Source organism: Maricaulis sp., from assembly GCF_015665295.1.
Lineage (GTDB): Bacteria > Pseudomonadota > Alphaproteobacteria > Caulobacterales > Maricaulaceae > Maricaulis.
The window spans coordinates 1-24,000 of the sequence record NZ_JADFAJ010000010.1 but is presented as its reverse complement, the minus strand read 5'-3'; the positions used below and the strand labels follow the sequence as shown (position 1 = coordinate 24,000).

Annotated in this window: 23 protein-coding genes and 1 pseudogene; 9 read left to right on the top strand and 15 right to left on the bottom strand. The window is 64.6% G+C overall.

Annotation, left to right across the window (positions count from 1 at the left end; translation table 11 throughout):
- Window positions 1–69: 69 nt before the first annotated feature.
- The 5 genes from QZZ02_RS04770 to hutI form a co-directional block, all read right to left on the bottom strand.
- A complete protein-coding gene (locus QZZ02_RS04770; protein WP_291842724.1) occupies window positions 70–1,272 on the bottom strand; it encodes a glycine C-acetyltransferase in 1,203 nt (400 codons plus the stop codon).
- A 443-nt stretch (window positions 1,273–1,715) separates the two neighbouring features.
- Window positions 1,716–3,383, bottom strand: coding sequence for a urocanate hydratase (gene hutU / locus QZZ02_RS04765; protein ID WP_291842723.1), 1,668 nt, complete (start codon window positions 3,381–3,383; stop codon window positions 1,716–1,718).
- Window positions 3,384–4,196: an N-formylglutamate deformylase gene (gene hutG / locus QZZ02_RS04760; RefSeq protein ID WP_291842721.1), complete on the bottom strand. Its 813-nt coding sequence runs from the start codon at window positions 4,194–4,196 to the stop codon at window positions 3,384–3,386.
- Entirely contained in the window at window positions 4,196–5,719 is a 1,524-nt protein-coding gene (gene hutH, locus QZZ02_RS04755) for a histidine ammonia-lyase (RefSeq protein ID WP_291842720.1), read from the bottom strand. Before hutH ends, hutG begins: the two co-directional genes overlap by 1 nt.
- Window positions 5,716–6,924 carry an imidazolonepropionase gene (gene hutI / locus QZZ02_RS04750; RefSeq protein WP_291842719.1) on the bottom strand — a complete coding sequence of 403 codons (1,209 nt, stop codon included), beginning with the start codon at window positions 6,922–6,924 and terminating at the stop codon, window positions 5,716–5,718. The genes hutH and hutI overlap by 4 nt, the downstream gene beginning before the upstream one ends.
- Window positions 6,925–7,011: 87 nt before the next feature.
- Here hutI and QZZ02_RS04745 point away from each other — a divergent pair, with 87 nt between their 5' ends.
- Window positions 7,012–8,385: a formimidoylglutamate deiminase gene (locus QZZ02_RS04745; RefSeq protein WP_291842718.1), complete on the top strand. Its 1,374-nt coding sequence runs from the start codon at window positions 7,012–7,014 to the stop codon at window positions 8,383–8,385.
- Window positions 8,382–9,116: a histidine utilization repressor gene (hutC, locus tag QZZ02_RS04740; RefSeq protein ID WP_291842717.1), complete on the top strand. Its 735-nt coding sequence runs from the start codon at window positions 8,382–8,384 to the stop codon at window positions 9,114–9,116. Before QZZ02_RS04745 ends, hutC begins: the two co-directional genes overlap by 4 nt.
- Window positions 9,117–9,249: 133 nt before the next feature.
- Here the strand turns inward: hutC and QZZ02_RS04735 are convergent, their stop codons facing one another.
- A complete protein-coding gene (locus QZZ02_RS04735) occupies window positions 9,250–9,777 on the bottom strand; it encodes a DUF4440 domain-containing protein (protein ID WP_291842716.1) in 528 nt (175 codons plus the stop codon).
- Between the two features lie 102 nt (window positions 9,778–9,879).
- Between QZZ02_RS04735 and QZZ02_RS04730 the strand changes: the two genes are divergently transcribed.
- Both QZZ02_RS04730 and QZZ02_RS04725 read left to right on the top strand, forming a co-directional pair.
- Window positions 9,880–10,665: a LytTR family DNA-binding domain-containing protein gene (locus QZZ02_RS04730; protein WP_291842715.1), complete on the top strand. Its 786-nt coding sequence runs from the start codon at window positions 9,880–9,882 to the stop codon at window positions 10,663–10,665.
- 202 nt (window positions 10,666–10,867) lie between these two features.
- Entirely contained in the window at window positions 10,868–11,353 is a 486-nt protein-coding gene (locus QZZ02_RS04725) for a hypothetical protein (protein WP_291842713.1), read from the top strand.
- Window positions 11,354–11,378: 25 nt separating this feature from the next.
- On the opposite strand, the gene hisIE is transcribed toward QZZ02_RS04725, so the two are convergent.
- Genes hisIE through QZZ02_RS04690 form a run of 7 tightly spaced genes read right to left on the bottom strand, consistent with a single transcriptional unit; the run spans window position 11,379 to window position 17,185 of the window.
- A complete protein-coding gene (hisIE, locus tag QZZ02_RS04720) occupies window positions 11,379–12,005 on the bottom strand; it encodes a bifunctional phosphoribosyl-AMP cyclohydrolase/phosphoribosyl-ATP diphosphatase HisIE (RefSeq protein WP_291842712.1) in 627 nt (208 codons plus the stop codon).
- Window positions 12,002–12,769 (bottom strand): imidazole glycerol phosphate synthase subunit HisF, encoded by a 768-nt coding sequence (gene hisF / locus QZZ02_RS04715; protein WP_291842711.1) that lies wholly within the window; start codon window positions 12,767–12,769, stop codon window positions 12,002–12,004. The genes hisIE and hisF overlap by 4 nt, the downstream gene beginning before the upstream one ends.
- The gene (gene hisA, locus QZZ02_RS04710; RefSeq protein WP_291842710.1) at window positions 12,751–13,485 is read right to left on the bottom strand and encodes a 1-(5-phosphoribosyl)-5-[(5-phosphoribosylamino)methylideneamino]imidazole-4-carboxamide isomerase; all 735 of its coding nucleotides are present in this window, start codon (window positions 13,483–13,485) and stop codon (window positions 12,751–12,753) included. The genes hisF and hisA overlap by 19 nt, the downstream gene beginning before the upstream one ends.
- Complete coding sequence (hisH, locus tag QZZ02_RS04705; RefSeq protein ID WP_291842709.1) at window positions 13,482–14,081, bottom strand: imidazole glycerol phosphate synthase subunit HisH; 600 nt, start codon at window positions 14,079–14,081, stop codon at window positions 13,482–13,484. Before hisH ends, hisA begins: the two co-directional genes overlap by 4 nt.
- Window positions 14,078–15,976, bottom strand: coding sequence for a histidinol dehydrogenase (hisD, locus tag QZZ02_RS04700; RefSeq protein ID WP_291842708.1), 1,899 nt, complete (start codon window positions 15,974–15,976; stop codon window positions 14,078–14,080). Before hisD ends, hisH begins: the two co-directional genes overlap by 4 nt.
- Before the next feature lie 10 nt (window positions 15,977–15,986).
- Window positions 15,987–16,871: an ATP phosphoribosyltransferase gene (gene hisG, locus QZZ02_RS04695; protein ID WP_291842707.1), complete on the bottom strand. Its 885-nt coding sequence runs from the start codon at window positions 16,869–16,871 to the stop codon at window positions 15,987–15,989.
- A complete protein-coding gene (locus tag QZZ02_RS04690; RefSeq protein ID WP_291842706.1) occupies window positions 16,868–17,185 on the bottom strand; it encodes a YerC/YecD family TrpR-related protein in 318 nt (105 codons plus the stop codon). The genes hisG and QZZ02_RS04690 overlap by 4 nt, the downstream gene beginning before the upstream one ends.
- A gap of 147 nt (window positions 17,186–17,332) precedes the next feature.
- Here QZZ02_RS04690 and QZZ02_RS04685 point away from each other — a divergent pair, with 147 nt between their 5' ends.
- Complete coding sequence (locus tag QZZ02_RS04685; RefSeq protein ID WP_291842704.1) at window positions 17,333–17,647, top strand: metalloregulator ArsR/SmtB family transcription factor; 315 nt, start codon at window positions 17,333–17,335, stop codon at window positions 17,645–17,647.
- A 9-nt stretch (window positions 17,648–17,656) separates the two neighbouring features.
- On the opposite strand, the gene QZZ02_RS04680 is transcribed toward QZZ02_RS04685, so the two are convergent.
- On the bottom strand, window positions 17,657–18,184 hold the full coding sequence (locus tag QZZ02_RS04680; protein ID WP_291842703.1) for a rhodanese-like domain-containing protein: 528 nt from the start codon (window positions 18,182–18,184) through the stop codon (window positions 17,657–17,659).
- Between the two features lie 134 nt (window positions 18,185–18,318).
- Here QZZ02_RS04680 and QZZ02_RS04675 point away from each other — a divergent pair, with 134 nt between their 5' ends.
- From QZZ02_RS04675 to QZZ02_RS04660, 4 genes are all read left to right on the top strand, one after another.
- Window positions 18,319–19,188, top strand: coding sequence for an MBL fold metallo-hydrolase (locus QZZ02_RS04675; protein ID WP_291842702.1), 870 nt, complete (start codon window positions 18,319–18,321; stop codon window positions 19,186–19,188).
- A 1-nt stretch (window position 19,189) separates the two neighbouring features.
- Window positions 19,190–20,962: a sulfate permease gene (sulP, locus tag QZZ02_RS04670; RefSeq protein ID WP_291842701.1), complete on the top strand. Its 1,773-nt coding sequence runs from the start codon at window positions 19,190–19,192 to the stop codon at window positions 20,960–20,962.
- Between the two features lie 86 nt (window positions 20,963–21,048).
- The gene (acs, locus tag QZZ02_RS04665) at window positions 21,049–23,004 is read left to right on the top strand and encodes an acetate--CoA ligase (RefSeq protein ID WP_291842699.1); all 1,956 of its coding nucleotides are present in this window, start codon (window positions 21,049–21,051) and stop codon (window positions 23,002–23,004) included.
- Complete coding sequence (locus QZZ02_RS04660) at window positions 23,001–23,522, top strand: hypothetical protein (protein WP_291842698.1); 522 nt, start codon at window positions 23,001–23,003, stop codon at window positions 23,520–23,522. Before acs ends, QZZ02_RS04660 begins: the two co-directional genes overlap by 4 nt.
- 86 nt (window positions 23,523–23,608) lie before the next feature.
- On the opposite strand, the pseudogene QZZ02_RS04655 reads toward QZZ02_RS04660, so the two are convergent.
- Window positions 23,609–24,000, bottom strand: a pseudogene (locus QZZ02_RS04655) (malate synthase A); the annotation flags it as partial.

Here is a 24,000-nt window from a genome sequence, read left to right as displayed (position 1 = left end):
GCAGCCAGGCTGTCAGAGGGAATGGGAGGACCGGAATCCGGGAGGGATTCGCGGCCGTGGAATCCGGGGTCAGATCACCCCCAGCTCCTTGCCCACTTTCGTGAACGCCGCCACAGCGCGGTCGATCATTTCCGGCGTGTGGGCCGCGGACATTTGGGTGCGGATGCGCGCCTTGCCCTTGGGCACGACGGGGAAGAAGAAGCCGATCACATAGACGCCCTCACCCATCAGCCGGGACGCCATGTCCTGGGCCAGCTTGGCATCGCCCAGCATGACCGGAATGATCGGATGCTCGCCCGGCAGGAGGTCGAAGCCGGCCTCGCTCATGCCGGCACGGAAGCGTCTGGCATTGTCGAACAGGCGGGCACGCAGATCATCGCCCTCGGCGACCATGTCAAGTGCCTTCAGGGAGGCGCCGACAATGGCCGGTGCCAGCGAGTTCGAGAACAGATAGGGCCGCGAGCGCTGGCGCAGCATGTCGATGATTTCCTGGCGCGCCGCCGTGAAACCGCCCATCGCGCCGCCCAGCGCCTTGCCCAGCGTACCGGTAATAATGTCGATCTCGCCCAGCACCCCGCAATGTTCCGGCGTGCCGCGGCCCTTCGCGCCCATGAAACCATGCGCATGGCAGTCATCGACCATGGTCAGCGCGTCATACTGTTTGGCCAGGCGGACGATGGATTTGAGGTCGGCGATATAGCCATCCATCGAGAAAACGCCATCGGTGACGATCAGGATATGGCGCGCGCCATCGGCCCGGGCCTGTTTGAGCTGGGTCTCGAGGTCCGCCATGTCGGAATTGGCATAGCGATAGCGCTTGGCCTTGCACAGGCGCACACCATCAATGATGGAGGCATGGTTGAGCGCGTCCGAGATGATCGCATCCTCCGGCCCCAGAAGCGGCTCGAACACGCCGCCATTGGCGTCAAAGGCGGCGGCATAGAGGATGGCGTCCTCGCAGCCGGTAAACGCGGCGATCTTCGCTTCCAGCTGTTTGTGCAGGTCCTGCGTGCCGCAGATGAAACGCACAGAGGCGACGCCGAAGCCATGACTGTCGAGCGTCGACTTGGCGGCCTCGATCAGTTCCGGCCGGTTGGCCAGTCCGAGATAATTATTGGCGCAGAAATTGATCACATGGCTGGACGTCCCGTCCGCCGTCACATCAATCTCGGAAAACTGCTGCGACGTGATGATCCGCTCGCGCTTGTAGAGACCATCCGCCTCGATCTGGGCAAGCTCGGCTTTGAGGTCGGCGAAGAAGGCGTCGGACATGGAGGGCTCCCAAGGGTGAGTCAGTGTTGGCCAACCTTCTATTGCCCCGCCCTGCGCTTGTCATCCCGGCCACCCGCTTTCGCGGGCGCGGGCTTCTGCCCCGCGAAGGCGGGGCGCAGAGCCGGGACCTATGAACAAGCCAGCCAGCAAGTTGTCGGCGCGGCGGCACCGCGGCGACTGATTGGAAACCCACCGGGCCTATCGGTCCCGGCTCTCCAGCCTGCCTGCGCAGGCTATCCGGCCGGGATGACAAACGGAGGGGCTTCCCCGTGCCAGGCAAAACTCATTTTTCCCGGCCAAAAACCGGCAAAAGCCGGTTAGAGAGCCGGGACCCACCCCACACCATTACAAGTGATGAGTCTCCCGTTGGTCCCGGATAGCGCTGACGCGCTTCCGGGAAAAATGGATCGGCCCACTTCCCCATGGAATCGGGAGGAAAACCCTCAAATCGACGGCAGATCCAGCCCCTGCTCGCGCGCGCAGTCCTTGGCGATGTCATACCCGGCGTCGGCATGACGCATCACGCCCGTGCCCGGGTCGTTCCACAGCACGCGGCCCACGCGCTCGGCGGCTTCCGGAGTGCCGTCGGCGAGGACGACCTGGCCGGAATGGAGGGAATAGCCCATGCCGACGCCGCCGCCATGGTGCAGCGAGACCCAGGTCGCGCCGGAGGCGGTGTTGAGGAGGGCGTTGAGGAGCGGCCAGTCGGCGACGGCGTCGGAGCCGTCCATCATGGCTTCGGTCTCGCGATTGGGGCTGGCGACCGAGCCTGAATCGAGGTGATCGCGGCCGATCACGACTGGCGCCTTGAGTTCGCCCTTGGCCACCATTTCATTGAAGGCGAGGCCCAGCTTGTGGCGCTCGCCCAGACCGACCCAGCAGATGCGCGCCGGCAGGCCCTGGAAATGGATGCGCTCGCGCGCCATGTCGAGCCAGCGATGAAGATGCGGATTGTCCGGGATGAGTTCCTTCACCTTGGCGTCGGTCTTGTAGATGTCTTGCGGATCACCCGACAGGGCCGCCCAGCGGAAGGGACCGATGCCGCGGCAGAAGAGCGGGCGGATATAGGCCGGCACGAAGCCCGGGAAATCAAACGCGTTCTCGACGCCCATATCCTGGGCCATCTGGCGGATATTATTGCCGTAATCGAGCGTCGGGATGCCCTGCTCCCAGAAGGCCAGCATGGCCTTGACCTGTGTCGCCATGGAGGCCTTGGCGGCCGCTTCGACGGCAGCGGGATCGCTTTCGCGCTTGTCATCCCATTCCGCGAGGCTCCAGCCGGCGGGCAGATAGCCATTGACCGGGTCATGGGCGGAGGTCTGGTCGGTGACCATGTCTGGCTTCACGCCGCGGCGGACCAGTTCGGGGAAAATCTCCGCAGCATTGCCGAGCAGGCCGACCGAGACGGCCTCACCCCGGGCGCAGGCTTCGTTGATCATGGCCAGCGCGTCGTCGAGATTGTCCGCGCTCTTGTCGAGATAGCCAGTCTTGAGCCGCATCTCGATCCGGCTGGGCTGGCATTCGACCGCCAGCATGCAGGCGCCGGCCATGGTGGCAGCGAGCGGCTGTGCGCCGCCCATGCCACCCAGACCCCCGGTCAGGATCCACTTGCCGGAAAGATCGCCATTGTAATGCTGGCGACCCGCCTCGACAAAGGTCTCATAGGTGCCCTGAACGATTCCCTGGGAGCCGATATAGATCCAGGAGCCGGCCGTCATCTGGCCGTACATCATCAGGCCCTTCCTATCGAGCTCGCGGAAATGGTCCCAATTGGCCCAGTTGGGCACGAGATTGGAATTGGCGATCAGGACGCGCGGCGCATCGCGATGAGTGCGGAACACGCCGACCGGCTTGCCGGACTGGACCAGCAGGGTCTCGTCTTCCTTGAGGCGTTTCAGGGTCGCGACGATCCGGTCATAGCTTTCCCAGTCGCGCGCCGCCCGGCCGATCCCGCCATAGACAACCAGCTCTTCCGGCTTCTCGGCCACGTCGGGGTCGAGATTGTTCATCAGCATGCGCAAGGGCGCCTCGGCGGCCCAATGGGTGGCGTCGAGCTCTGTACCGTGCTTGGCGCGGATGATGCGGGAATTGTCGCGGCGGGTCTGGGACACTTACTTTACCTCTCCGGAATAGAGACTTTTCGCCGCGTCCAGTGCGGCCTTCATGACATCCTTGAGGGCGGCGCGGAGCTGGTCGGCCTTCGCCGGATCCAGCGTCCAGGGCGGCGCCTCGCTCATATAGGCGGACTGGGCGAGTTCCATTTGCAAGGCGTGGATATTCTGGCTCGGACGGCCAAAGGCACGGGTGATGAAACCACCCTTGAAGCGGCCATTGACGATGGAGGCATATTCCTCGTGATCCATCATCGCCTTGACCGCCCAGCGTTCGATCATGCGGTCGCAGCTCTCGCCGCCATTGGTGCCGAGATTGAGATCGGGCAAGACGCCTTCGAACAGGCGTGGCACTTCGGACGCGATGGAATGGGCGTCCCACAGCAGGGCATGGCCATGCTCCATGCGGGTCGCCATCAGCGTCTCGGTCAGGGCGCGGTGGTAGGGATCGAAATAATCGGTCCGGCGCTGTTCGATCTCGTCCTCGTCCGGCGCGTCGCCATCCTTGTAGATCGGCGTGCCGTCAAAAAGGGTTGTCGGCACCAGCCCGGTCGTTGCCTGGCCGGGATAGAGCGATGAGCCAGTCGGGTCACGGTTGAGATCAATGACATAGCGCGAATAATTGGCGCGGATGACCGTCGCCCCCATCCCGTCAAGGAAGTCATAGAGTTCGGGGATGTGCCAATCCGTGTCCGGCAGGCTTCCCGCCGCCTCACCCAGCCGGTCGGCCAGTCCGGGCGGCAGGGCCGTTCCGGAATGCGGCATGGAAACGACAAGCGGCGCGCGGCCGCGCGTGAGGGTGAAAACATCCATCAGGCAATCCCGGGAAGCGCGCCCGCAGCTGCAACAAGCCCCCTGCCCGTCACGAGATCGCGTGCGCTGACGATATCGTCGGCAAAATAGCGATCATCGCCGTAGGCGGGAACCGTTTCACGCAACAGCGCCTTGGCCGCTTCCAGCAGCGGCGAGGAGACCAGCCCGTCATGGAAATCCGTGCCTTGGGCACCGCACAGCAGCTCCACCCCCACCACGACATGGAGGTTTTCCGCCATTTTCAGAAGGCGGAAAGCGCCATGGGTGGCCATCGAGACATGGTCTTCCTGGTTGGCCGAGGTCGGAATGCTGTCGACGGAAGCCGGATAGGCTTTCTGCTTGTTCTCCGAAACCAGCGCTGCCGCGGTGACATGGGCGATCATGAAACCGGAATTTATGCCCGGATTGGGCGTCAGGAAAGCCGGCAGGCCGGAGACCGCCGGATCGGTCAGCAGCGCGATGCGACGCTCGCAGATCGAGCCGATCTCGCAGGCTGCCATGGCGATCTGGTCAGCGGCGAAGGCAACCGGCTCGGCGTGAAAATTGCCGCCGGAAACCGCTTCGTCGGTATCGGTGAAGATGAGTGGATTGTCAGTGACCGCATTGGCTTCGCGCTCCAGGACGGCACCGGCCTGACGCAATAGGTCGAGCACCGCGCCCATGACCTGGGGCTGACAGCGCAGGCAGTACGGGTCCTGGATCTTCTCGCAGCCTTCATGGCTTTTCAGGATGCCGGACCCGCCGAGCAGTGTGCGCAGGGCCGCCGCCACATCGATCTGCCCGGGATGGCCCCGCAGCGTGTGGATACGCGGATCAAAGGGGGCAACCGAGCCCTTGGCGGCATCGACGCTCAACGCGCCGGACACGAGGGCCGCCTGGAAGCCCGCCTCGACTTCGAACAGTCCGGCCAGCGCCAGCGCGGTCGAGGTCTGGGTGCCGTTCAGCAGGGCGAGACCTTCCTTGGGACCAAGCCGGACCGGTTCTAATCCGGCCCTGGCCAGACCCTCGCAGGCCGGCATGCGCTCGCCCCTGACCGTGACATCCCCGGCCCCGATCAGCGCGGCCGACATATGGGCCAGCGGCGCCAGATCACCCGACGCGCCGACCGAACCCTGTGACGGGATCACCGGCAGGACATCGGCATCCAGCATCGCCTGCATGGCCTCGATCGTGGTCCAGCGAATGCCGGACGCCCCGCGCCCGAGGCTGGCCAGCTTGAGCGCCATGATCAGGCGCACGATGCGCGCATCGAGCGGATCTCCAATCCCGGCTGCGTGGGACAGGACAAGACGTTCCTGCAAGCTCGCGAGCTCGTCATCGGCGATACGGGTCTGGGCCAGCTTGCCGAAACCGGTATTGAGCCCATAGACCGCCCGGCCCGACGCGATCAGGCGATCGACCGTGGCCGCTGCGGCATCGACATCGGCCTTCGCGGCGGCATCGATCCGGATCTCCGCCCCGCGCCAGATCTTCGCCCAGTCGGCCAGCGCCATGGCGCCCGGTTTGATGGTCACAGCTGTCACTGCCACTCTCCTGCGAGGATGCGGCCATGCAGCGGCCGGCGTCCGATCCATTGAATGATTTCTGCCGGACGTTCGACGTCCCAGATGGCGAGGTCAGCCGCCTTGCCGACCTCCAGCGTGCCGATCTCGTCCTGCAGGCCCAACGCCGCCGCCGCGTGGCGCGTCATGCCGGCAAAGGCTTCCGGCAGGGTCAGGCCGAACAGGATGCAAGCCATGTTGGCCGCTGTCAGCAATGACACCATCGGCGACGTGCCCGGATTGGCATCGGTCGCGACGGCCATTGGTACGCCCGCAGCGCGCAGGGCCTCGACCGGCGGTTTCTTCGTTTCACCAATCGCGTAATACGCACCCGGCAGCAGCACGCCGACCGTACCGGCAGCGGCCATGGCCTTGATGCCGTCCGGATTGGTGTACTCGATATGGTCAGCCGACAGGCCGCCGAACTCCGCGACCAGTTTCGCCCCGCCGGAATCGGACAATTGGTCGGCATGCAGCTTGACCGGCAGGCCTGCGGCCTTGGCGGCAATGAAGAGACGACGCGTTTCCTCCGGCGTGAAACCAATCCCCTCGCAATAGGCATCGACGGCATCCGCGAGACCTTCGCGGGCGGCCTCTCGGATCAGCGGGATGCAGACCTCATCGATATAGCGGCCACTCTCACCCTTGTACTCGGGCGGGACGGCGTGGGCGGCCAGCAGGGTCGCGGAGACCCGCATGCCCGAGGCCCGGGCGACACCGCGAGCGGCGCGCAACATGGTGCGCTCACTGTCGCGGGTCAGCCCGTAACCGGACTTGATCTCGACCGTGCCGACCCCTTCCTGGGCCAGGGCATCGAGCCGGGTCAGCGCTCCGGCTGCCAGCTCAGCAGCTCCGGCCGCCCGGGTTGCCTCAACAGAACGGGCGATTCCGCCACCGGACCGCGAGATGCTCTCATAGCTCTCCCCGCCCAGGCGCCGCTCGAACTCGTCGGATCGGTCACCGGCGAAGACGAGATGGGTGTGACAATCGATCAGCGCCGGTGTCACCCATCGGCTGGCCAGACGCTCGGTCTCCCTGACCTTGCCCGGGATCTCGGACATCGGACCGATCCAAGCGATCCGCCCGTCCTTGATTCCCAAGGCCGCCTTCTCGATGACGCCATAGCCGCCATCTCCGGCGACCATGGTCGCCAGTCTGGCTTCGGTCAGCAGGCGATCGAACTGCATGGGCACGTGCTCCCCGGGGGCTTTGCAAGCGGTTAATTGTCTATACAATAAATCCCGGTTTTCGAGTCTGTCCAGCCGGGAGACACCGTGTCCACTGACTTTCACCTCCAGCAAGCGCTGCTACCCGATGGCTGGGCCCGGGATGTCCGGCTTAACGTTGGTCCCGATGGCACCATCATGACGCTCACCATTGGCGAGCCTGCGCAGCCAGACGACACACGCTTGGGCATAGCCCTGCCCGGCATGGCCAACCTGCATTCGCACGCTTTCCAGCGCGCCATGGCCGGACTGTCGGAACGGCGCGGCCCCGGCACGGACAGTTTCTGGTCCTGGCGCGACGTCATGTACCGCTTCCTCGACCGGCTGAACCCGGACGCGGTGGAAGCGATCGCCGCCATGGTGCAGGTGGAGATGCTGGAGGCGGGCTTCACCGCGATCGGCGAGTTCCACTATCTGCATCACACCCCGGACGGCACGCCCCATGACGACCCGGGCGAGATGGCGGCGCGGATCTGCGCCGCAGCCGAAACGACCGGCATCGCACTGACCTTGCTGCCCGTCCTTTATCGCTGGGCCGGCTTCAATCAGGCCGCGGCAACGCCGGGCCAGCGCCGCTTCATCGCCGCTCCCGATCTCTACGCCACGCTGGTCGAACGGGCGCGACACCATGCCGGCCGGTTGCCACACGCCGTCGTCGGCATCGCGCCCCACTCGCTGCGCGCCGCTTCCATGGATGATATTCACACGATCCTGCCGCTCGCCGAGGGCGGACCGGTCCATATCCACATCGCCGAGCAAACCGCCGAGGTCGACGCCTGTATCAACACCACAGGCTCCCGGCCCGTACGGCTTTTCCTCGACCAACAACCCGTCAATGACAGCTGGTGCCTGGTCCATGCCACCCACATGGACGCGGGGGAGATCCGCGATCTGGCTGCCAGTGGTGCGGTCGCGGGCCTGTGTCCGCTGACCGAGGCCAGCCTGGGCGACGGGCTGTTTCCCGCCATGGATTATCTCGCCGCTGGCGGGCGCATCGGCATCGGGTCGGACAGCCATATCCGCATCGACCTGGCGGAAGAGCTGCGCCTGCTGGAATACGGCCAGCGCCTGACGCGACGCGAGCGCAATGTGCTCTCCGCGCCAGGTGTCAGCACGGGCCGTCACCTGTTTGATGCGGCCTGCCAGGGCGGCGCGCAGGCCATCGCACAGGCTACCGGCCGGATCGCCGTCGGTCAGCGCGCCGACCTTGTCGAGCTGGACCAGCGGCACCCGGTCCTCGCCGGCCGTTCCGGTGACGCGCTGATTGACAGCTGGCTGTTCGCCGGCGACGCGCGGCAGGTGCGCAGCGTCCATGTCGGGGGCATCGCCCGGGTCAAGGACGGCCGGTCGGTCTGCCGCGAGGCGGTATCCCGGCGATACGAGGCAACCCTTCAGACTATCATGGCGGACTGGACTTCATGACCGACTGGCGCGACCAGCTGAAACTTGATGGCGAGGGTCCGGTCTATGACCAGATCCGCCAGGCCATCCTCGCACGGATCCGTAGCGGCAGCTGGGCGCCGGGCTATCGCCTGCCATCCGAGGCTGACTTGTGCGATCATTTCGGTACCGCGCGGATGACGGTCAGCCGGGCCTTGCGCTCGCTTACCGAGGACGGGCTGGTGATCCGAAAACGCCGCGCCGGCAGCTTTGTCGCCCAGCCGGACGCCCCGGCGGCGCTCTTGAAGATCATCGACATGGCCAGCGCCATTCCCGCGCGCGGCCAGCGCTATGGATACCAGTGCCTGAGCAGCGAAACCCTCCCGGCGAGTGATGATATCGCCCGCCAGATGCGCCTCCTGCCCGGCGCGCGCGTACAACATGTCCGCTGCCTGCATTCGGCTGACGGCCAGCCGGTCGAACTGGAGGAGCGCTGGATCAATCTCGCCTTGCTGCCGGATGTCGCCCAGACCGACTTTTCCGCCGAAGGCCCGGGCGGCTGGCTGCTGAGACAGACCCCCTGGACAGAAGCCGAACACACGGTCTCCGCCATGAATTCCGACCCAAAGCTCGCTGCCTGCCTCGACATCGACCCCGGCGCCGCCTGCCTGGTCCTTGAGCGCCGGACCTTCCAGGGCGAGGACGTCGTCACCCTCGCCCGGCTCACCCATCCGGGCGACCGCCATGTGATGAGCGAGCGGTTTGCGCCGTAAAGACGTCGGCGACCGACGGCCCGGCAAAAGCGCCCCCACACTGACCTCGTGACATCGTCTGCCACCTTTGATCCGCCGGTCAGCCGGCGGCGCCTGCGTCAGGTGCGGGGGCGCTTGGCGTTCAGCTCAGGACCTAGTCGCGGGCATCCATGATGGCCGTATGAGCGACTTTCCAGTGGCCGGACTGCCGAACCAGGACGAGATGAAAATGGGTGCGGCGCAGCTCACGGCTCGCAACGGCAGAAGGCCCCCGATTGCCGTCCGTGTAGAGATGCAGCACAGCCGCATCTTCACCGAGCGCACGCATGGAGATCATTGCCATGTTTTCTGCTTCTGTCCGCGAAACCCCGGGACCGAAAGCCGGAAAGAGCCGGGTCTCGAGGAACTCGGCAAGAGACGAGGCGTCGGTGAACATGCGGGCATAGGCGTTGATCCACTCCGAGTCGTCGGTGTGAAGTGCGATGAAGGCATCGGTGTCCTCTTCGCTCCACGCGTCCCGGTAGGAGCGCAGGAAGTCCAGCAAGGCCTGGCGTTGATCAGAGCCCGCTTCGATACCGATCTCCCGATAGGCGGGAATTTCGCGTCTTTCCTGGGCCTGCGCGTCGGTCGCGAGCAGGGGCAGAGCGATGGCCAGGGCGATCAGGGAGAGTGTGTTTCGCATGTTTGATGTCCTTTGATGGTGTGGGTTAGGTTTGCCGCCGTCCCGGCAGCTGATGCCTGCTTGCCCGGGCATGCCTGTCCGCAGCCAGGATATCGTCGCGAAATGTCGCTTATTGACGCGAATGGTCCCAAGCAGACCGCAACGCCATCGGTCCTCTGGCATCGCGACGCCGGACTGCTTTGCGGGGTTTGGCTGTTCATGACATCGACCTTCGTCGTCGGCGGTGCTTATGACACAGACGAGTTCTCGCTGCCCCACCGCGTCGCGTTCTGGCTGCTCGCAGCCGCCCTAGTGGTCTTCCAGCCGGTCATTCTCGAGCGTATGTTCAGCCGCTTCACACCCGCAACCTTGGTCGGCGCCTGGCTGGCCGCCTTGAGCGCCGTCCTCGTGGCGATCCCGGTCGTGGCGATCGAGATACACGCGTTGAAGTCGACGCCCTTATTGCCGCGCGCTGCCGACCCGTGGATCCAATTCATCCCCTTCATCGGTGCACCGGTTGTAATCGTCGCCGGATTCGTCCTCTTCCTGCGCTTCGCGTGGGAGCGGCGACATCTGGACAGCGGAGCCGCGCCCGAGAAAACGGCCGACAAGCCGACATCGGCACGCGGACCGATCGGACCGGAAACACTTTATGTCCGGTCGCAGGATCATTACCTGGAGATCACCACCGATGGTGGGCGGCGATTCATACGGGGACGCCTCGCAGACTTGAAGGCAGGCAGTGAAGTCTTCGGCTTCACACCCCATCGGTCCTGGTGGGTTGCGGATCGAGCCATCGAAACCTGCCGGCGTAACGGCCGTGATCTGCGGCTTGTTTTGAGCGATGGCACGGATGTGCCGGTCAGTCGATCACGCCGGGAGTTGGTCCGGGCACGAGGCTTGATCTGAACCAGAACGTCCGACCCCAGTCTGTGCACTGCCCCGGGGGACCGCCAGGTGCTGAACCCGCCCCTTGCGCCGCGGCAAGCCCACGCCTGATTGCGTTTGGTGCGCCTGGCCGGCACTCAAATGAATGGCAGTCAGGTTCGCGGTCCGATAAAAATTCATCGCCTGCCGATTCCCGGCATGCCATGAATACGGAACCGCCTTGATGATCCCCGCAATTGCCCTCGCAGCCATGACCACGCTGTCTGTTGACAGCTGCATCGACCATACCAGCTACACCTTCAATCTTTCCGAGCGTCGTCTCCGCGACATCGAAATCCTGCGCGACGAGACAGGCGGACGGTCGGAACGTGGCGTTTATCCCGATGGCACCGTGATCACCGTCAGCGCGGATTACTGTCGCGAGCGGGAAATAGATCTGACCATGGACGCTCCGGCCGACGCGCAGAACATCATGCGATTGCGTCAGATCTTCGGCCAGCTGGACCGCATTGTTTCCTGCCCGGTCAGTGACTGGACCCGGTTCGATGCAGCAATGGACTCGGCCGGTACGGCACTCGAAGCCGGCAACAGGTATGACAATGACGGCGCCCCGATCGATGGCGACGGCAGCAATGCCATCTACATGTCCATCGCGCCAATTGAAGGACGCATCGAAGCCCAGATTCGCTGCGTGCGCCCGGCCGACTGACGATCGGCAGCCGGGCGTCGCCGCCTCAAGCCGGCTTCGACGCCCGGACAGCGTGACGGTTGCGCAAAACGTCGACGACGTCTTCCAGACCCAGCTCGCGCGATTCCAACAGCACCATCAGGTGGAAGAGCAGATCCGCGGCTTCACCAGCCAGGGCTTCCTTGCTCTCGGATACGGCCGCCATGGCGACCTCGACGCCCTCCTCGCCGACTTTCTGGGCCGGGCGCTTGGGCGCTTTGGCCATCAGGCTGCCGACATAGGACCCCTTGGTCTTGTCCTTCCTGCGCTTGCGGATGATGGCGCGCAAGTGAGCGAGGAAGCCCAATCCCGGCCCCGGATCATCGCCAAAACAGCCGACTGTTCCGGTGTGGCAGGCGGGGCCCTTGGGCTTGACCTCGACCAGCAACGCGTCGCTGTCGCAATCGGCCGCAATGCTGACCAGCTTGAACGTATTGCCGGACGTCTCGCCCTTCTTCCACAGCCGCTGCTTGGAGCGCGAGAAGAAATGGACTTTACCGGTCTCCAGCGTTGCCGCGAGCGCGTCGGCATTCATGTAGCCGAGCATGAGGACCTGGCGGGTCGCCACGTCCTGGACGATCGCCGGGATCAGGCCATCGCCCTTTTTCCAGTCGAGCGCTTTTGCATCCATCATGGTCGAACCCTGATTCCTTCACCACCAAGCCAGGACTTCAACTGCCCGATCTCGATGACCCCCTTGTGAAACACGCTAGCCGCCAGCGCGCCATCGACCTTGGCAAGATCGAAGACGGATTTGAAGTGCTCTTTTTGCCCCGCACCGCCCGACGCGATCAAAGGTGTGGAACACAAGGCCCGTGCCGCCTGCAATTGCTCGATATCATACCCGTCGCGGACCCCGTCCTGGTCCATGCAGTTGAGCACGACCTCGCCGGCACCGCGGTCGATTCCCTCGGCAATCCAGTCCAGCGTACGGCGATGGCCGATCACGGTCTTGTCCGGATCGCCGGTATACTGGTGCACCCGCCACTGCCCGTCGATAATACGGCTGTCGACGCCCAGGACCACGCACTGGCTGCCGAACTCAGCGGCCAGCCGGTCAATGATGTCAGGGTGCTCCAGGGCTGGCGTGTTCACGGAGATCTTGTCCGCCCCGGCAAACAGGCGCGCCCGCGCATCGTCGACCGATCGGATGCCGCCCGCGACGCAAAAGGGAATATCGAGCTCGCGCGCGACCGCGCTGACCCATTCCGGCTCCACGGTGCGACCGCGTGCACTGGCCGCGATATCATAGAAAACCAGCTCGTCAGCTCCCTCGCGGGCATAGCGCCGGGCGAGGTCGACGATATCCCCGACATCCTCGTGATCGCGAAAACGCACGCCCTTGACCACGCGCCCATCGCGCACGTCGAGACAGGGAATTATCCGTCGCGCAAGCATGCGATTGCCTCCGCTACGGTGAACCGTCCCTCATAGAGCGCCTTGCCGGTGATGGCACCGGCCGCGCCGGAGGTTTTCGCGGCGCGCAGATCATCCAGCGAGGACACGCCGCCCGATGCCTGCCACGCGATGCCAGGGTAATCCGCAGCGAGTCGCGTATACAGGCCGATATTGGGACCGGACAGATCGCCGTCGCGGCCGATATCCGTGACAAGGGCATGGGCCAGACCACTGTCCGCATAGGCCGCAATCACGGTTTCCAGCGTGGTGTCAGTCGTATCGGTCCACCCCTTCAAAGCGGGACGATATCGTCCCGCGATCTGTCGCACATCAAGCGCCAGGGTCAGGCGGTCGCCACCATAGCGGCCGAGCCAATCGCGGACCGTCTCCGGCTGGGTCACGGCAAGTGATCCGACAATCACCCGCTCGACACCGCTGGCCAGCAGGTCCTCGATATCCTCGGCAGAGCGGACGCCGCCGCCGGTCTGCACGCGCAGGCCGGTTTCGCAGATTGTCCGGATAATCTCACCCTGGCGGCGGGCGCCATCGCGGGCACCGCTGAGATCGACGACATGGATCCATACCGCCCCCGCCTCGCCAAACTGCTCGGCAACGGACCGCGGATCATCGCCATAATCGGTGACAGCGTCGAACGCGCCCTTGTGGAGGCGCACGACGCGACCATCCAGAAGGTCGATTGCTGGATAAAGTATCATCTCGGACTCATTGCAAAATTCGCCAGAATGCGCGCGCCGGCAGCACCGGATCGTTCCGGGTGGAACTGGCAACCGGCAACATGACCATGACGAACCAGTGCGGACACCGGGCGGCCATAGTCACAAATCGCCATGGTCGCCGGACCGGGCGGAGCAAAGAAGCCGTGCACGAAATAGACATGCTCTCCTGCCTCGATACCGGCGAGCAGAGGTTCGTCCTGATCAAGCGCCTCAAGCGCATTCCAGCCCATGTGCGGCCAGACACCCTCGACGGGCGGCGGCAGTTTTTCGATGGCGCCGGGGATCAGGCCCAGGCAATCGACATGTCCCTCGGCCGAGCGCTCGAACAGCATCTGCATGCCCAGACAAATCCCAAGGAGCGGGCGCGCATCGGCTGCCAGGGCGCGGTCCCAGCCGGCGGCGCGCAGGCGCTGCATGGCCGGTCCGGCCGCACCGACACCGGGCAGGATGAAACGTTGACACCCCTCCATGCCGGCCGGCGTATCGATCACGCGGTAGTCCAGCTGCGCCCGCTCGAGCGCAAACCGGACCGACGCGAGGTTGGCGCAGCCCGTGTCGATCAGCCCGATGGTCATGCCAGCATGCCCTTGGTTGACGGCAGCGCATCGCCCTCGATCCGAAGCGCCTGGCGCAGGGCCCGGCCGAATGCCTTGAAGCAGCTTTCCACCATGTGATGGGCATTCTCGCCCTCGACCCTTACATGGATGGCCGCGCCCAGGCTCTCCGCGATCGAGCGGAAGCAGTGCGCCGTCATTTCGACCGGGAACTCGCCGACACTGTCCCCCGGAATCTTGCCGTCGAAGCGGGCAAACGGACGCCCTGACAGATCAATCCAAACCGCGGCCCGGCTCTCATCCATCGGCAGTTCAAAGCCGAACCGACCAAGGCCACGCTTGTCACCGAGGGCCGCGCGCAAGGCCTCCCCGAAAGTCAGGCAGACATCCTCGATCGTGTGGTGACCGTCGATCTCCAGATCGCCTTCGACCGTCACGTCCAGGGCGAAACCGCCATGGCGGGCAATCTGGTCCAGCATGTGATCGAAATAGCCAATCCCGGTGGCGATCCGGATCGGACCATCGCGATCGAGATTGACCGTCACAGTTACGTCGGTCTCCTTGGTCTTGCGGCGCCTGGTGCCGGCACGAGGCCCGGCCGGCGCAGCGGCAGCAGTCTCGCGCTCCGCCTTCTCGCGCCGCAGCCGCATGGCCAGGGCATGCGCCTCCAGCTGCTCAAGCGCAGCCAGTCGTTCCACTGTGGGCGCGATGGCGGCAGCCCCGTCGCGGCTGGCGCGCAGGATGGTTGTCGTCTTCTGGAAGCTCTCGACCGACACCCCGCCATGGGCACGGGCGGCGCCGGCTGTGGGCAAGGTGTGGTTCGGACCGGCAGCATAGTCGCCAGCCGCTTCCGGGGTCCAGGCGCCGACAAAAATCGAGCCGGCATGACGCACCAGTCCGAGCAGACGCTCGGCACTCTCGGCCTGCAGGATCAGGTGCTCCGGCGCATAGGCATTGGCGATATCCGCGGCCTCATCGACGGTGTCACAGACCAGAATGCGCGACGCGGCCAGGGCCTGACGGGCAATCTCGACCCGCGGCAGCTCGGTCAGGAGACGTTCGACAGAATCCACGACACGGCGGGCCGTTGCGTCGTCAAAACAAACCAGCATGACCTGCGCGGAGGGATCGTGTTCGGCCTGGCTCAACAAGTCGCTGGCCACAAGATCGGGATCGGCCTGCTCGTCGGCGATGACCATGACTTCGCTGGGCCCCGCCGGCAGGTCGACCGCCGGTCCGCCGGGCAGGCTGCTGACATAGGCCTTGGCGGCGGCCACATAGGCATTGCCCGGCCCGAAAATCTTGTCGGCCTTCGGCAGGCCGGCCACGCCGCCTGCCAGGGCGGCGACGGCCTGGGCGCCGCCGATGGCATAGACCTCGTCTATACCGAGCAGATCAGCCGCGGCAAGCAGCGCCGGATTGACGCCTTCGGAACCGCGTGGCGGCGCGACCACGACAATCCGCGGCACGCCAGCGAGCTGGGCCGGTACGGCCAGCATGATCAGGGACGACACAAGCGGCGCCGATCCGGCGGGGACATACAGCGCCGCTGTGTCGATTGGCGTGGCCCGGCGCGATGCGGTCACGCCCGGCCAGGTCTCGACCGAATAACCGCGAAAGCCCTGCTCGATGTGAAAGCGGCGAACGGCATCGGCGGCGGCCTTGATCGCCTCGGCATCCGCCGGATCCAACGCTGCGCGGGCCTCGGCAATCGCCTGGGCCGGCACGCGAAAACTTGCTGGCGCAAAACCGTCCAGCTGCCTGGCATAGGCGCGAACCGCCGCTTCGCCCTGATCGCGGATGGCATCGACGATATCGCGGGCCGCGGCGTCGGCCGTGCCTGCACTGGCCGGTCGGGCAAGCGCTGTCGTTCGATCCCCGGGCGAGGCTCCGGTCCAGTTGAGAATGTCCAGCATGGTCTTGGCCTCAGGCGAGCATTTTTTCGATCGGCAAAACAAGAATGGCGCGAGCGCCTTCCTTTTCCAGGGCTTCCAGAGTCTCCCAGAACACCCGCTCGCGGCACACGGCATGGACCGCGACGACATCCTCGCGGCCGGCGACCTTGGCGATCGTCGGCGCATCGGCACCAGGCAGGAGTGCGCGGATGGCATCCAGCCGGTCGGTCGGCGCATTGAGCATGATGTATTTGGTCTGGGCCGAAGCAATGACCCCCTCGGCACGCCGCATCAGGATATTGGCAATGGCATCACTGTCGCTCTCGCGCCCGGATCTGCGCCGGATCAGCACGGCCTCGCTGCGCAGCACGGTCTCAAAGGCCTTGAGCCCATTGGCCTGCAGGGTGGCGCCGGACGACACGAGGTCGCAGATCGCATCGGCAATGCGAAGTCGCGGGGCCACCTCGACCGAACCGCGCATCTCGACGATCTCGGCCTCAATGCCGCGATCTTTCAGGAACCGGGCCGTCAGGCCGGGATAGGAAGTCGCGATCGCCTTGCCGGCAAGATGTTCAACCGAGCGGATATCGCCGTCCTGCGGTGCGGCCAGTTTCAGGGTACAGCCGGCAAAACCCAGGCGCAGGGCAATTTCAAGCTCGCGGGCGCGAGCGCTGGAGGCCTGTTCCTCGGCCAGGACATTCTCTCCGACAATGCCGTAATCACAGGCGCCGCTGCCAACGAAATTGGGAATGTCGTCATCACGGACCAGCATCAGATCGACCGGCATGTTCTCGGCACGCTGGTGCAGCTTGTCGCGCCCATAGGCGAAACGCAGGCCACAGCGTTTGAGGAGATCCATACCCCCTTCGGCCAGGCGCCCCTTGCTCTGTACGGCAATACGCAGACGGGAGGTCACGATCGGTTCTCCTTGAGACGGTTGAGAATGGTGCGGTAGCCCTGCCAGGGTTCCTGGCTGAGGAAGCGGGCGACGCGGGTCACGGTAGTCGTGCTGGCGCCGGTCAATTCGGAAATTTCGCGATAGGAATGCCCGCCCTCGGCCAGCAGGCCGGCAACCCGCCAGCGCTCGGTCAGCGTCTTCATCTCGCCAGGTGTCAGAAGATCACGCAAAAAGCGTTCAGCCTCGCCAGTATCCCGCAGCGCAAGGATGGCTTCACTGAGCGCTGTCAGATCGACGCCCCTTTCGGAGCGTTGTCGCGGCGTTTCGGTCATCGGCTCGGTCTCCATGACCGCGGATATACCGTGTTAGCGCGCTAACACAATAGGCAATTCAGGCCCGTTGCAGTTATCGGACAGCGATTGCGCTTCAAAGGCCCTTGCCTATATATTTGCAGAGCTACGCAATTATCAGGTCAAGCCATGCAATATGATGAAATGAAGCCGATGGCCGAGACCGTTGCGGATCTGATGAAGACGCTGGCTCACCCCAGTCGCCTGTTGGCCTTGTGCGCCATGATGGAACGGGAACGCTCGGTCGGCGAGCTGGCCGAGGCACTCGGCATGCGTGACCAGGCCATGTCGCAGCAACTGGCGATCCTCCGCAACAAGGGCCTCGTCTCCACCAGACGCGACGGCCAGACCATTTATTATGGCCTGGCCGATGCGCGGATCAATGCGGTGATGTCTGCCCTCTATGCGACCTATTGCGCGCCTGAGGACAACGCGGCTGCCTAGACCGGAATGTCAGGCCGGTCGGAAGCCCAGCTTGGCAAAGACCGAGCTGGCCGGGCAGAATCCGGTGAAGCTGGCCTGCAGCAACATGGCACTCACACCGGCCCCCAATACCAGGAACCACGGCGTAAAGGCGAGTGACAGGCCGATCGAGACCAGCACCAGGAAGGACGCCATCGCCATGACCGCCTGCTGGATGGTCATGCCGGTCGGCGCGTTCTCGGCCCGTGTCGTGGGCAGATTTTTGGCTTTCCAGCCGAGAATCCCGCCCTTTACATGGCCGGCGACCTTCACATTGGCCTCACGGCACATCTGAAGCGCCCGCCCCGAACGTCCACCCGATTTGCAGTGCAGGATGATCTCGCGATCATCACCGCGTGGCAGGCATTCCGGCTTGAAGCCGGAAAGCGGGGCCAGCAAGGCGCCCTCAATGCGCTCGTCGGCGAACTCGCCGGCCTCGCGAACATCAACCAGAAGGTAGCGTCCCGACTCGAGTCCGGCCTGCACCTCGGCTGGTTCAAAATCCTTGTGGTCTGTCATAATGGTCTTCCATTGCATGGTGATGCCCGGATCTGGGCTGTTGAGACGTATATAATCGTACTTGCATAGTTTTGCAAATACCTTATATTCAGACCTCAACACGAACCCGTTCGGCAACAGGAAAGGCCGCGATCATGACCCGGACTCCGACCGTCAAAGCCTTCTTCGACGAAGACACATTCACCGTCAGCTATGTGGTCTCCGACCCGCAGACCCGGCACGCCGCCATCATCGACTCGGTGCTCGATTTCGATCCGGCCTCAGGTCGCACCTCAACCCGCTCAGCCGACCTGCTGCTTGAGCACGTCCGCAGCGAAGGCCTGACAATTGACTGGGTTCTGGAAACCCATGTCCATGCCGACCATCTCTCCGCCGCGCCCTATCTGGCGCGCGAGACCGGTGGCCGGATCGGCATCGGCTCGCATGTCACCCATGTACAGGCCGTGTTCGGCGACCTGTTCGATGCCGAGCCGGAATTCGCCCGCGACGGCTCGCAATTCGGACATTTGTTCGAGGATGGCGAGCGCTTCAGGATCGGCACGATCGAGGCGGAAGCCATCTACACGCCCGGCCATACGCCCGCCTGCATGGTGTATCATGTCGGCGATGCGGCCTTCGTCGGTGACACGCTTTTCATGCCGGACTTCGGGACTGCCCGCTGCGACTTTCCCGGCGGTGATGCGAGGGCGCTCTACAGCTCGATCCAGCGCATTTTCGCCCTGCCCGATGAAACCCGCCTCTTCATGTGCCATGACTACAAGGCGCCGGGCCGTGACTATTTCGCCTGGGAAACCACGGTCGCCGAGCAGAAGGCCCGCAATATCCATGTCCATACCGGGATCACCGAGGATGAATTTGTCGCCATGCGCACCGCGCGGGATGCCGAACTGGCCATGCCACGCCTGATCCTGCCCTCGGTCCAGATCAATATGCGAGCCGGCAATTTCCCGCCGGCGGCTGACAATGGCGTCCGCTATCTGAAACTGCCGCTGGACGCGCTGTGAGATGCTGAAGCTTCTACAACGCATCCTGCCCGGCCTGGAATGGCTGAACGGCTATGGCCGGGCCCAGCTGACCCAGGATGGGCTGGCCAGCCTGGTCACCGCCGTGCTCCTGATCCCGCAGAGCCTGGCCTATGCCCTGCTCGCCGGGCTGCCGCCACAGGCCGGCCTCTATGCCTCGATCGCACCGCTGGTCGCCTATGCCCTGTTCGGGTCGAGCCGCGTCCTGGCAGTCGGACCGGTCGCGGTGGTCTCACTCATGACGGCGGCGGCGATCGGCTCGCTCGGCCTCACCGATCCGGGCGAAATCATGGCCGCGGCCGGTGCGCTGGCCCTCCTGTCGAGCGCCTTCCTGCTGCTCTTCGGCGTGTTCCGCCTTGGCAGCGTCGCCAATTTCCTGTCCCGCCCCGTGGTCGAAGCCTTCATCACCGCGTCCACGGTGCTGATCATCGCCAGCCAGCTTCGGCACTTCATCGGCGTCTCCATGCATGGCGCGACCATTCCCGAGCTGATCGTCTCCTTTGCGCGCGAATTCGATGGCATCAACATGGCTGCGCTCGTGGTCGGCGTAGCCAGCCTCGCCTTCCTGATCGGCGCCCGCTCTGGTCTGCCCGGCCTGCTCAAGCGTCTGGGCATGGCGGAGGGACACATCACCTCGGTGACCCGGGCCGCGCCGGCCGTGCTGGTCGCGCTGACAGCGCTGGCAGCTTGGTCGCTGGGCCTCAATGAGCGTGCAGGCCTGGCGATTGTCGGAGAGCTGCCTTCGGGCCTGCCCCCGCTCGCCTTTCCCCTCGTGCCACTGGAAACCTGGCGCGCCCTGATCGGACCTGCAGCCCTGATTTCGCTGGTCGGTTTTGTCGAAAGCGTCTCGGTCGGCCAGTCACTGGCAGCCCGGCGCCGCGAGACGATCGAGCCGAACCGCGAACTGCTGGGCCTTGGCGCCGCAAATGCCGCCTCGGCCCTGACCGGCGGCTATCCGGTGACCGGCGGTTTTGCCCGTTCGGTGGTCAATGAGAGCGCCGGTGCCGAAACGCCGATGGCCGGCGTGTTTACCGCCATCATCATCCTGCTCGTGGCCGTCTTCCTGACACCGCTTTTTTACCACCTGCCCAAGGCCGCCCTGGCAGCGACAATCCTTGCCGCGATCTGGCGGATGGCAAATTTCCAGGACGCCTGGCATGCCTGGAAATTCTCCCATGCCGATGGCGCCGCAGCCTTCCTGACGCTGGCCGGGGTACTGTTTCTTGGCGTCGAGATTGGCCTGACCCTGGGCGTGACCCTGTCGGTCGGTCTGGTTCTGCAGCGGACCATGCAGCCACACTGGGCAGAGGTCGGACAGGTGCCGCGCACGCATCACTTCCGCAATATCAACCGGCACGAGGTGATCTGCTCGCCACACGTTGTCTCGCTGCGGATCGATGAAGCGCTCTATTTTGCCAATGCCCGTTTCCTGGAAGCGCTGGCCGGCGACATCCTGGCCCGCGAGAGCCGTCCGACCGATCTCGTCCTGCTGTTCCCGGCCGTCAATTTCGTCGATGCCAGCGCGCTGGGCAGCCTGCGCGCGATCAATTCGCGCCTGTCCGATGGCGGCGTCCGCCTGCACCTGTCCGAGGTCAAGGGACCGGTCGCCGACAAGCTGATCGAGGCCGGCTTCTTTGACGAATTGTCGGGCGAGGTCTTCCTCTCGCACTATGCGGCCATGCGAACCCTTGACCCCCAGACAACGCTGCGGGCCGAAGGTGTCGTGATCGACAAGGGCGGCAACTCCGACATGTAATGCCCGGGTTGGGCCTGATTGCCTGAAGCCGCTGAATCGCTATCGTTCACCGCACGAGTTTGCACACGCTGCGCGGAGCCCGAGCCATGTCCCACACCGATCCGAACGTCGTATTTCCGGTGCCCGCAGACTGGGCAGGTCGAGGGGGCATCGACGCCGCCCGCTATGCCGACATGTATCGCCGCTCGATCGAACAGCCCGATGCCTTCTGGCGCGAGGAGGCCAAGCGGATCGACTGGATCACACCCTTCACCGAAGTCTCGGATGTCAGCTGGGACCAGGATGACCTCCACATTCGCTGGTTTGCCGACGGGGCCCTGAACGCTGCCGTCAATTGTATCGACCGGCATCTGCCCGATCGGGCGCATGACACGGCCATCATCTGGGAAGGCGATGATCCCACCGTCGAGGCCCACATCACCTATGCGCAGCTTCATGATCATGTCGGTCGTTTTGCAAACGGGCTCAAATCGATCGGCGTTCAGAAGGGCGACCGGGTCACGATCTACATGCCGATGATCCCGGAAGCGGCCTATGCCATGCTGGCCTGTGCCCGCATTGGCGCGGTGCATTCGGTGGTGTTTGGCGGTTTCTCGCCGGACGCGCTGGCCGGTCGCATTACCGATTGCGGGAGCCGCTTCGTGATCACCGCCGATGAAGGTGTCCGCGGCGGCAAGCACATCCCGCTCAAGGCCAATGTCGACAAGGCCGTCGCCATCGCGGGCGGCGTGGACAAGGTGGTGGTCGTCAAGCGCACCGGCGGGGCAATCGACTGGGATGATGATCGCGACATCGCCTATGATCGGCTGATCCGCGACACCAGTCCGATGTGCCCGCCCGAGCCCATGAAGGCCGAGGATCCGCTCTTCATCCTCTACACATCGGGCTCGACCGGGAAGCCAAAGGGCGTGCTTCACACGACGGGCGGCTACATGGTCTGGGCCTCGATGACCCATGAATATGTCTTCGACTACAGACAAGGCGAAATCTACTGGTGCACCGCCGATGTCGGCTGGGTGACCGGCCACACCTATATCGTCTACGGGCCACTCGCCAACGGCGCCACGACTCTGATGTTCGAAGGCGTGCCGACCTGGCCCGGCCCGGACCGGATGTGGGCGGTTGTCGACAAGCACAAGGTCAATACCTTCTACACCGCCCCGACCGCCATCCGCGCCCTGATGCGCGAGGGCGACGCGCCGGTGAAACAGCATTCCCGCGCCTCGCTGCGCCTGCTCGGCACCGTCGGTGAACCGATCAATCCGGAAGCCTGGAACTGGTATCATACCGTCGTCGGCGACAGCCGCTGTCCGATCGTCGATACCTGGTGGCAGACCGAGACGGGCGGCGCCCTGATCACCCCCCTGCCCGGCGCAACCGATCTCAAGCCGGGTTCGGCGACGACACCGATGTTCGGGATCGAGCCGGCTCTGATGGATGCCGAAGGCCAGCGGATCGGCGATCGCGGAGCGGCGAACGGCAATCTCGTTATCTGTCGCTCCTGGCCCGGCCAGGCGCGGACCCTCTATGGCGATCACGAGCGCTTCGTGGAAACCTATTTCTCGACCTATCCCGGCTATTATTTCACCGGGGATGGCGCCCGCCGAGATGGCGATGGCTATTGGTGGATCACAGGCCGCGTTGATGACGTGCTCAACGTCTCCGGCCACCGGCTCGGCACGGCCGAAATCGAAAGCGCACTTGTCGCCCATGACGATGTCGCCGAGGCCGCCGTGGTCGGCTACCCCCATGATGTAAAGGGTCAGGGCATCTATTGTTATGTCACCCTGATGGGTGGACGCGATCCGGCCGATGAAGATGTCGACCTGCTGAAAAAATGGGTGCGCCAGGAGATCGGACCAGTCGCCACACCGGACCTGATCCAGTTCGCGCCCGCCCTGCCCAAGACCCGCTCCGGCAAGATCATGCGCCGCATCCTGCGCAAGATCGCCGAGAACGAGTTTTCCAATCTCGGGGACACGTCTACACTGGCCGACCCGGGCGTCGTCGACGACCTGATCGCAAACCGGAAGAATCGATGAAACGTGTTCTAGCGCTTGCCTCCACCACCGCTGTGCTGGGTCTGACGGCCTGTGCGACCGAGACAGTCCCCATGTGCCGCGCGCCGCTGACGTACGAAATGGCGGCCTTCTCGGCCATTATCAGCCATAACGAGACTGCGGTTGCCGACGCCATGGCGCCAGGCTTGTTGCAGAACGCCTTCATCTCGCGCGATCCGATGGTTCGCAGCCATGTCTGGGGTGCCGAGGGCAATACGCGTGGCACCGTGACCGGCATGCTCAGCCAGCCACCGCTGTGCATCTTTGATGATCCCGGTTTCGTGGCGACGGAAGCCTCGCGCCAGATCCTGGTCTATCCGCAGCGTGCCCATGACCGGGTCGCCCCGCCGATGGAAACCCCGCGGCTCGACGCGCCCCTGCCCTGGGGCACCTACCGCGGCGACTACATGACCTGCCGCTTCGAGCAGACCGCGACCGGCTGGAAGCTGGCTGATCTGTGCGGGTATCGGATACCGGGTGTGCCGAGCGTGACCGGCTGAACACATTGCGGGGCCCGGGCCGGTCGTTTCGACCTCGCCCGGACCCCGCGCCTGAGACGACCAACCGTCATCAGCCCATTGTTGGATCAGTCCTCGAACTCCATTAGCTTCATCGGCGCCTTGAGTTCGGCGGTCAGCCGGTCATAGGCCGGCAGGGTCAGGAATTCGGCGAACTCCGTTGACAGGACGAGCTCGGTGAGGATGTCGGCTGCGGCGCGAATGCGATCGCACAGCTCGGCCTCGTCCGGCACCTCGTCCTGGATGGACGAGCAGATATCCTCGATCTTGTTTTCCAGCATCGGGCCGGTGAGCGCGACGCCTTCGGCGGTGGAGCAACCGAAAGTCCGCCATTGCCAGAGCTGGGCCCGGGCGATCTCGGCCGTCGCTGCATCTTCCATCAGATTGCGGATCGGCACCGCACCGCGACCACCGAGCCAGGCGGCGATATAGCGGATGGCGACATCGATATTGTCGTCGA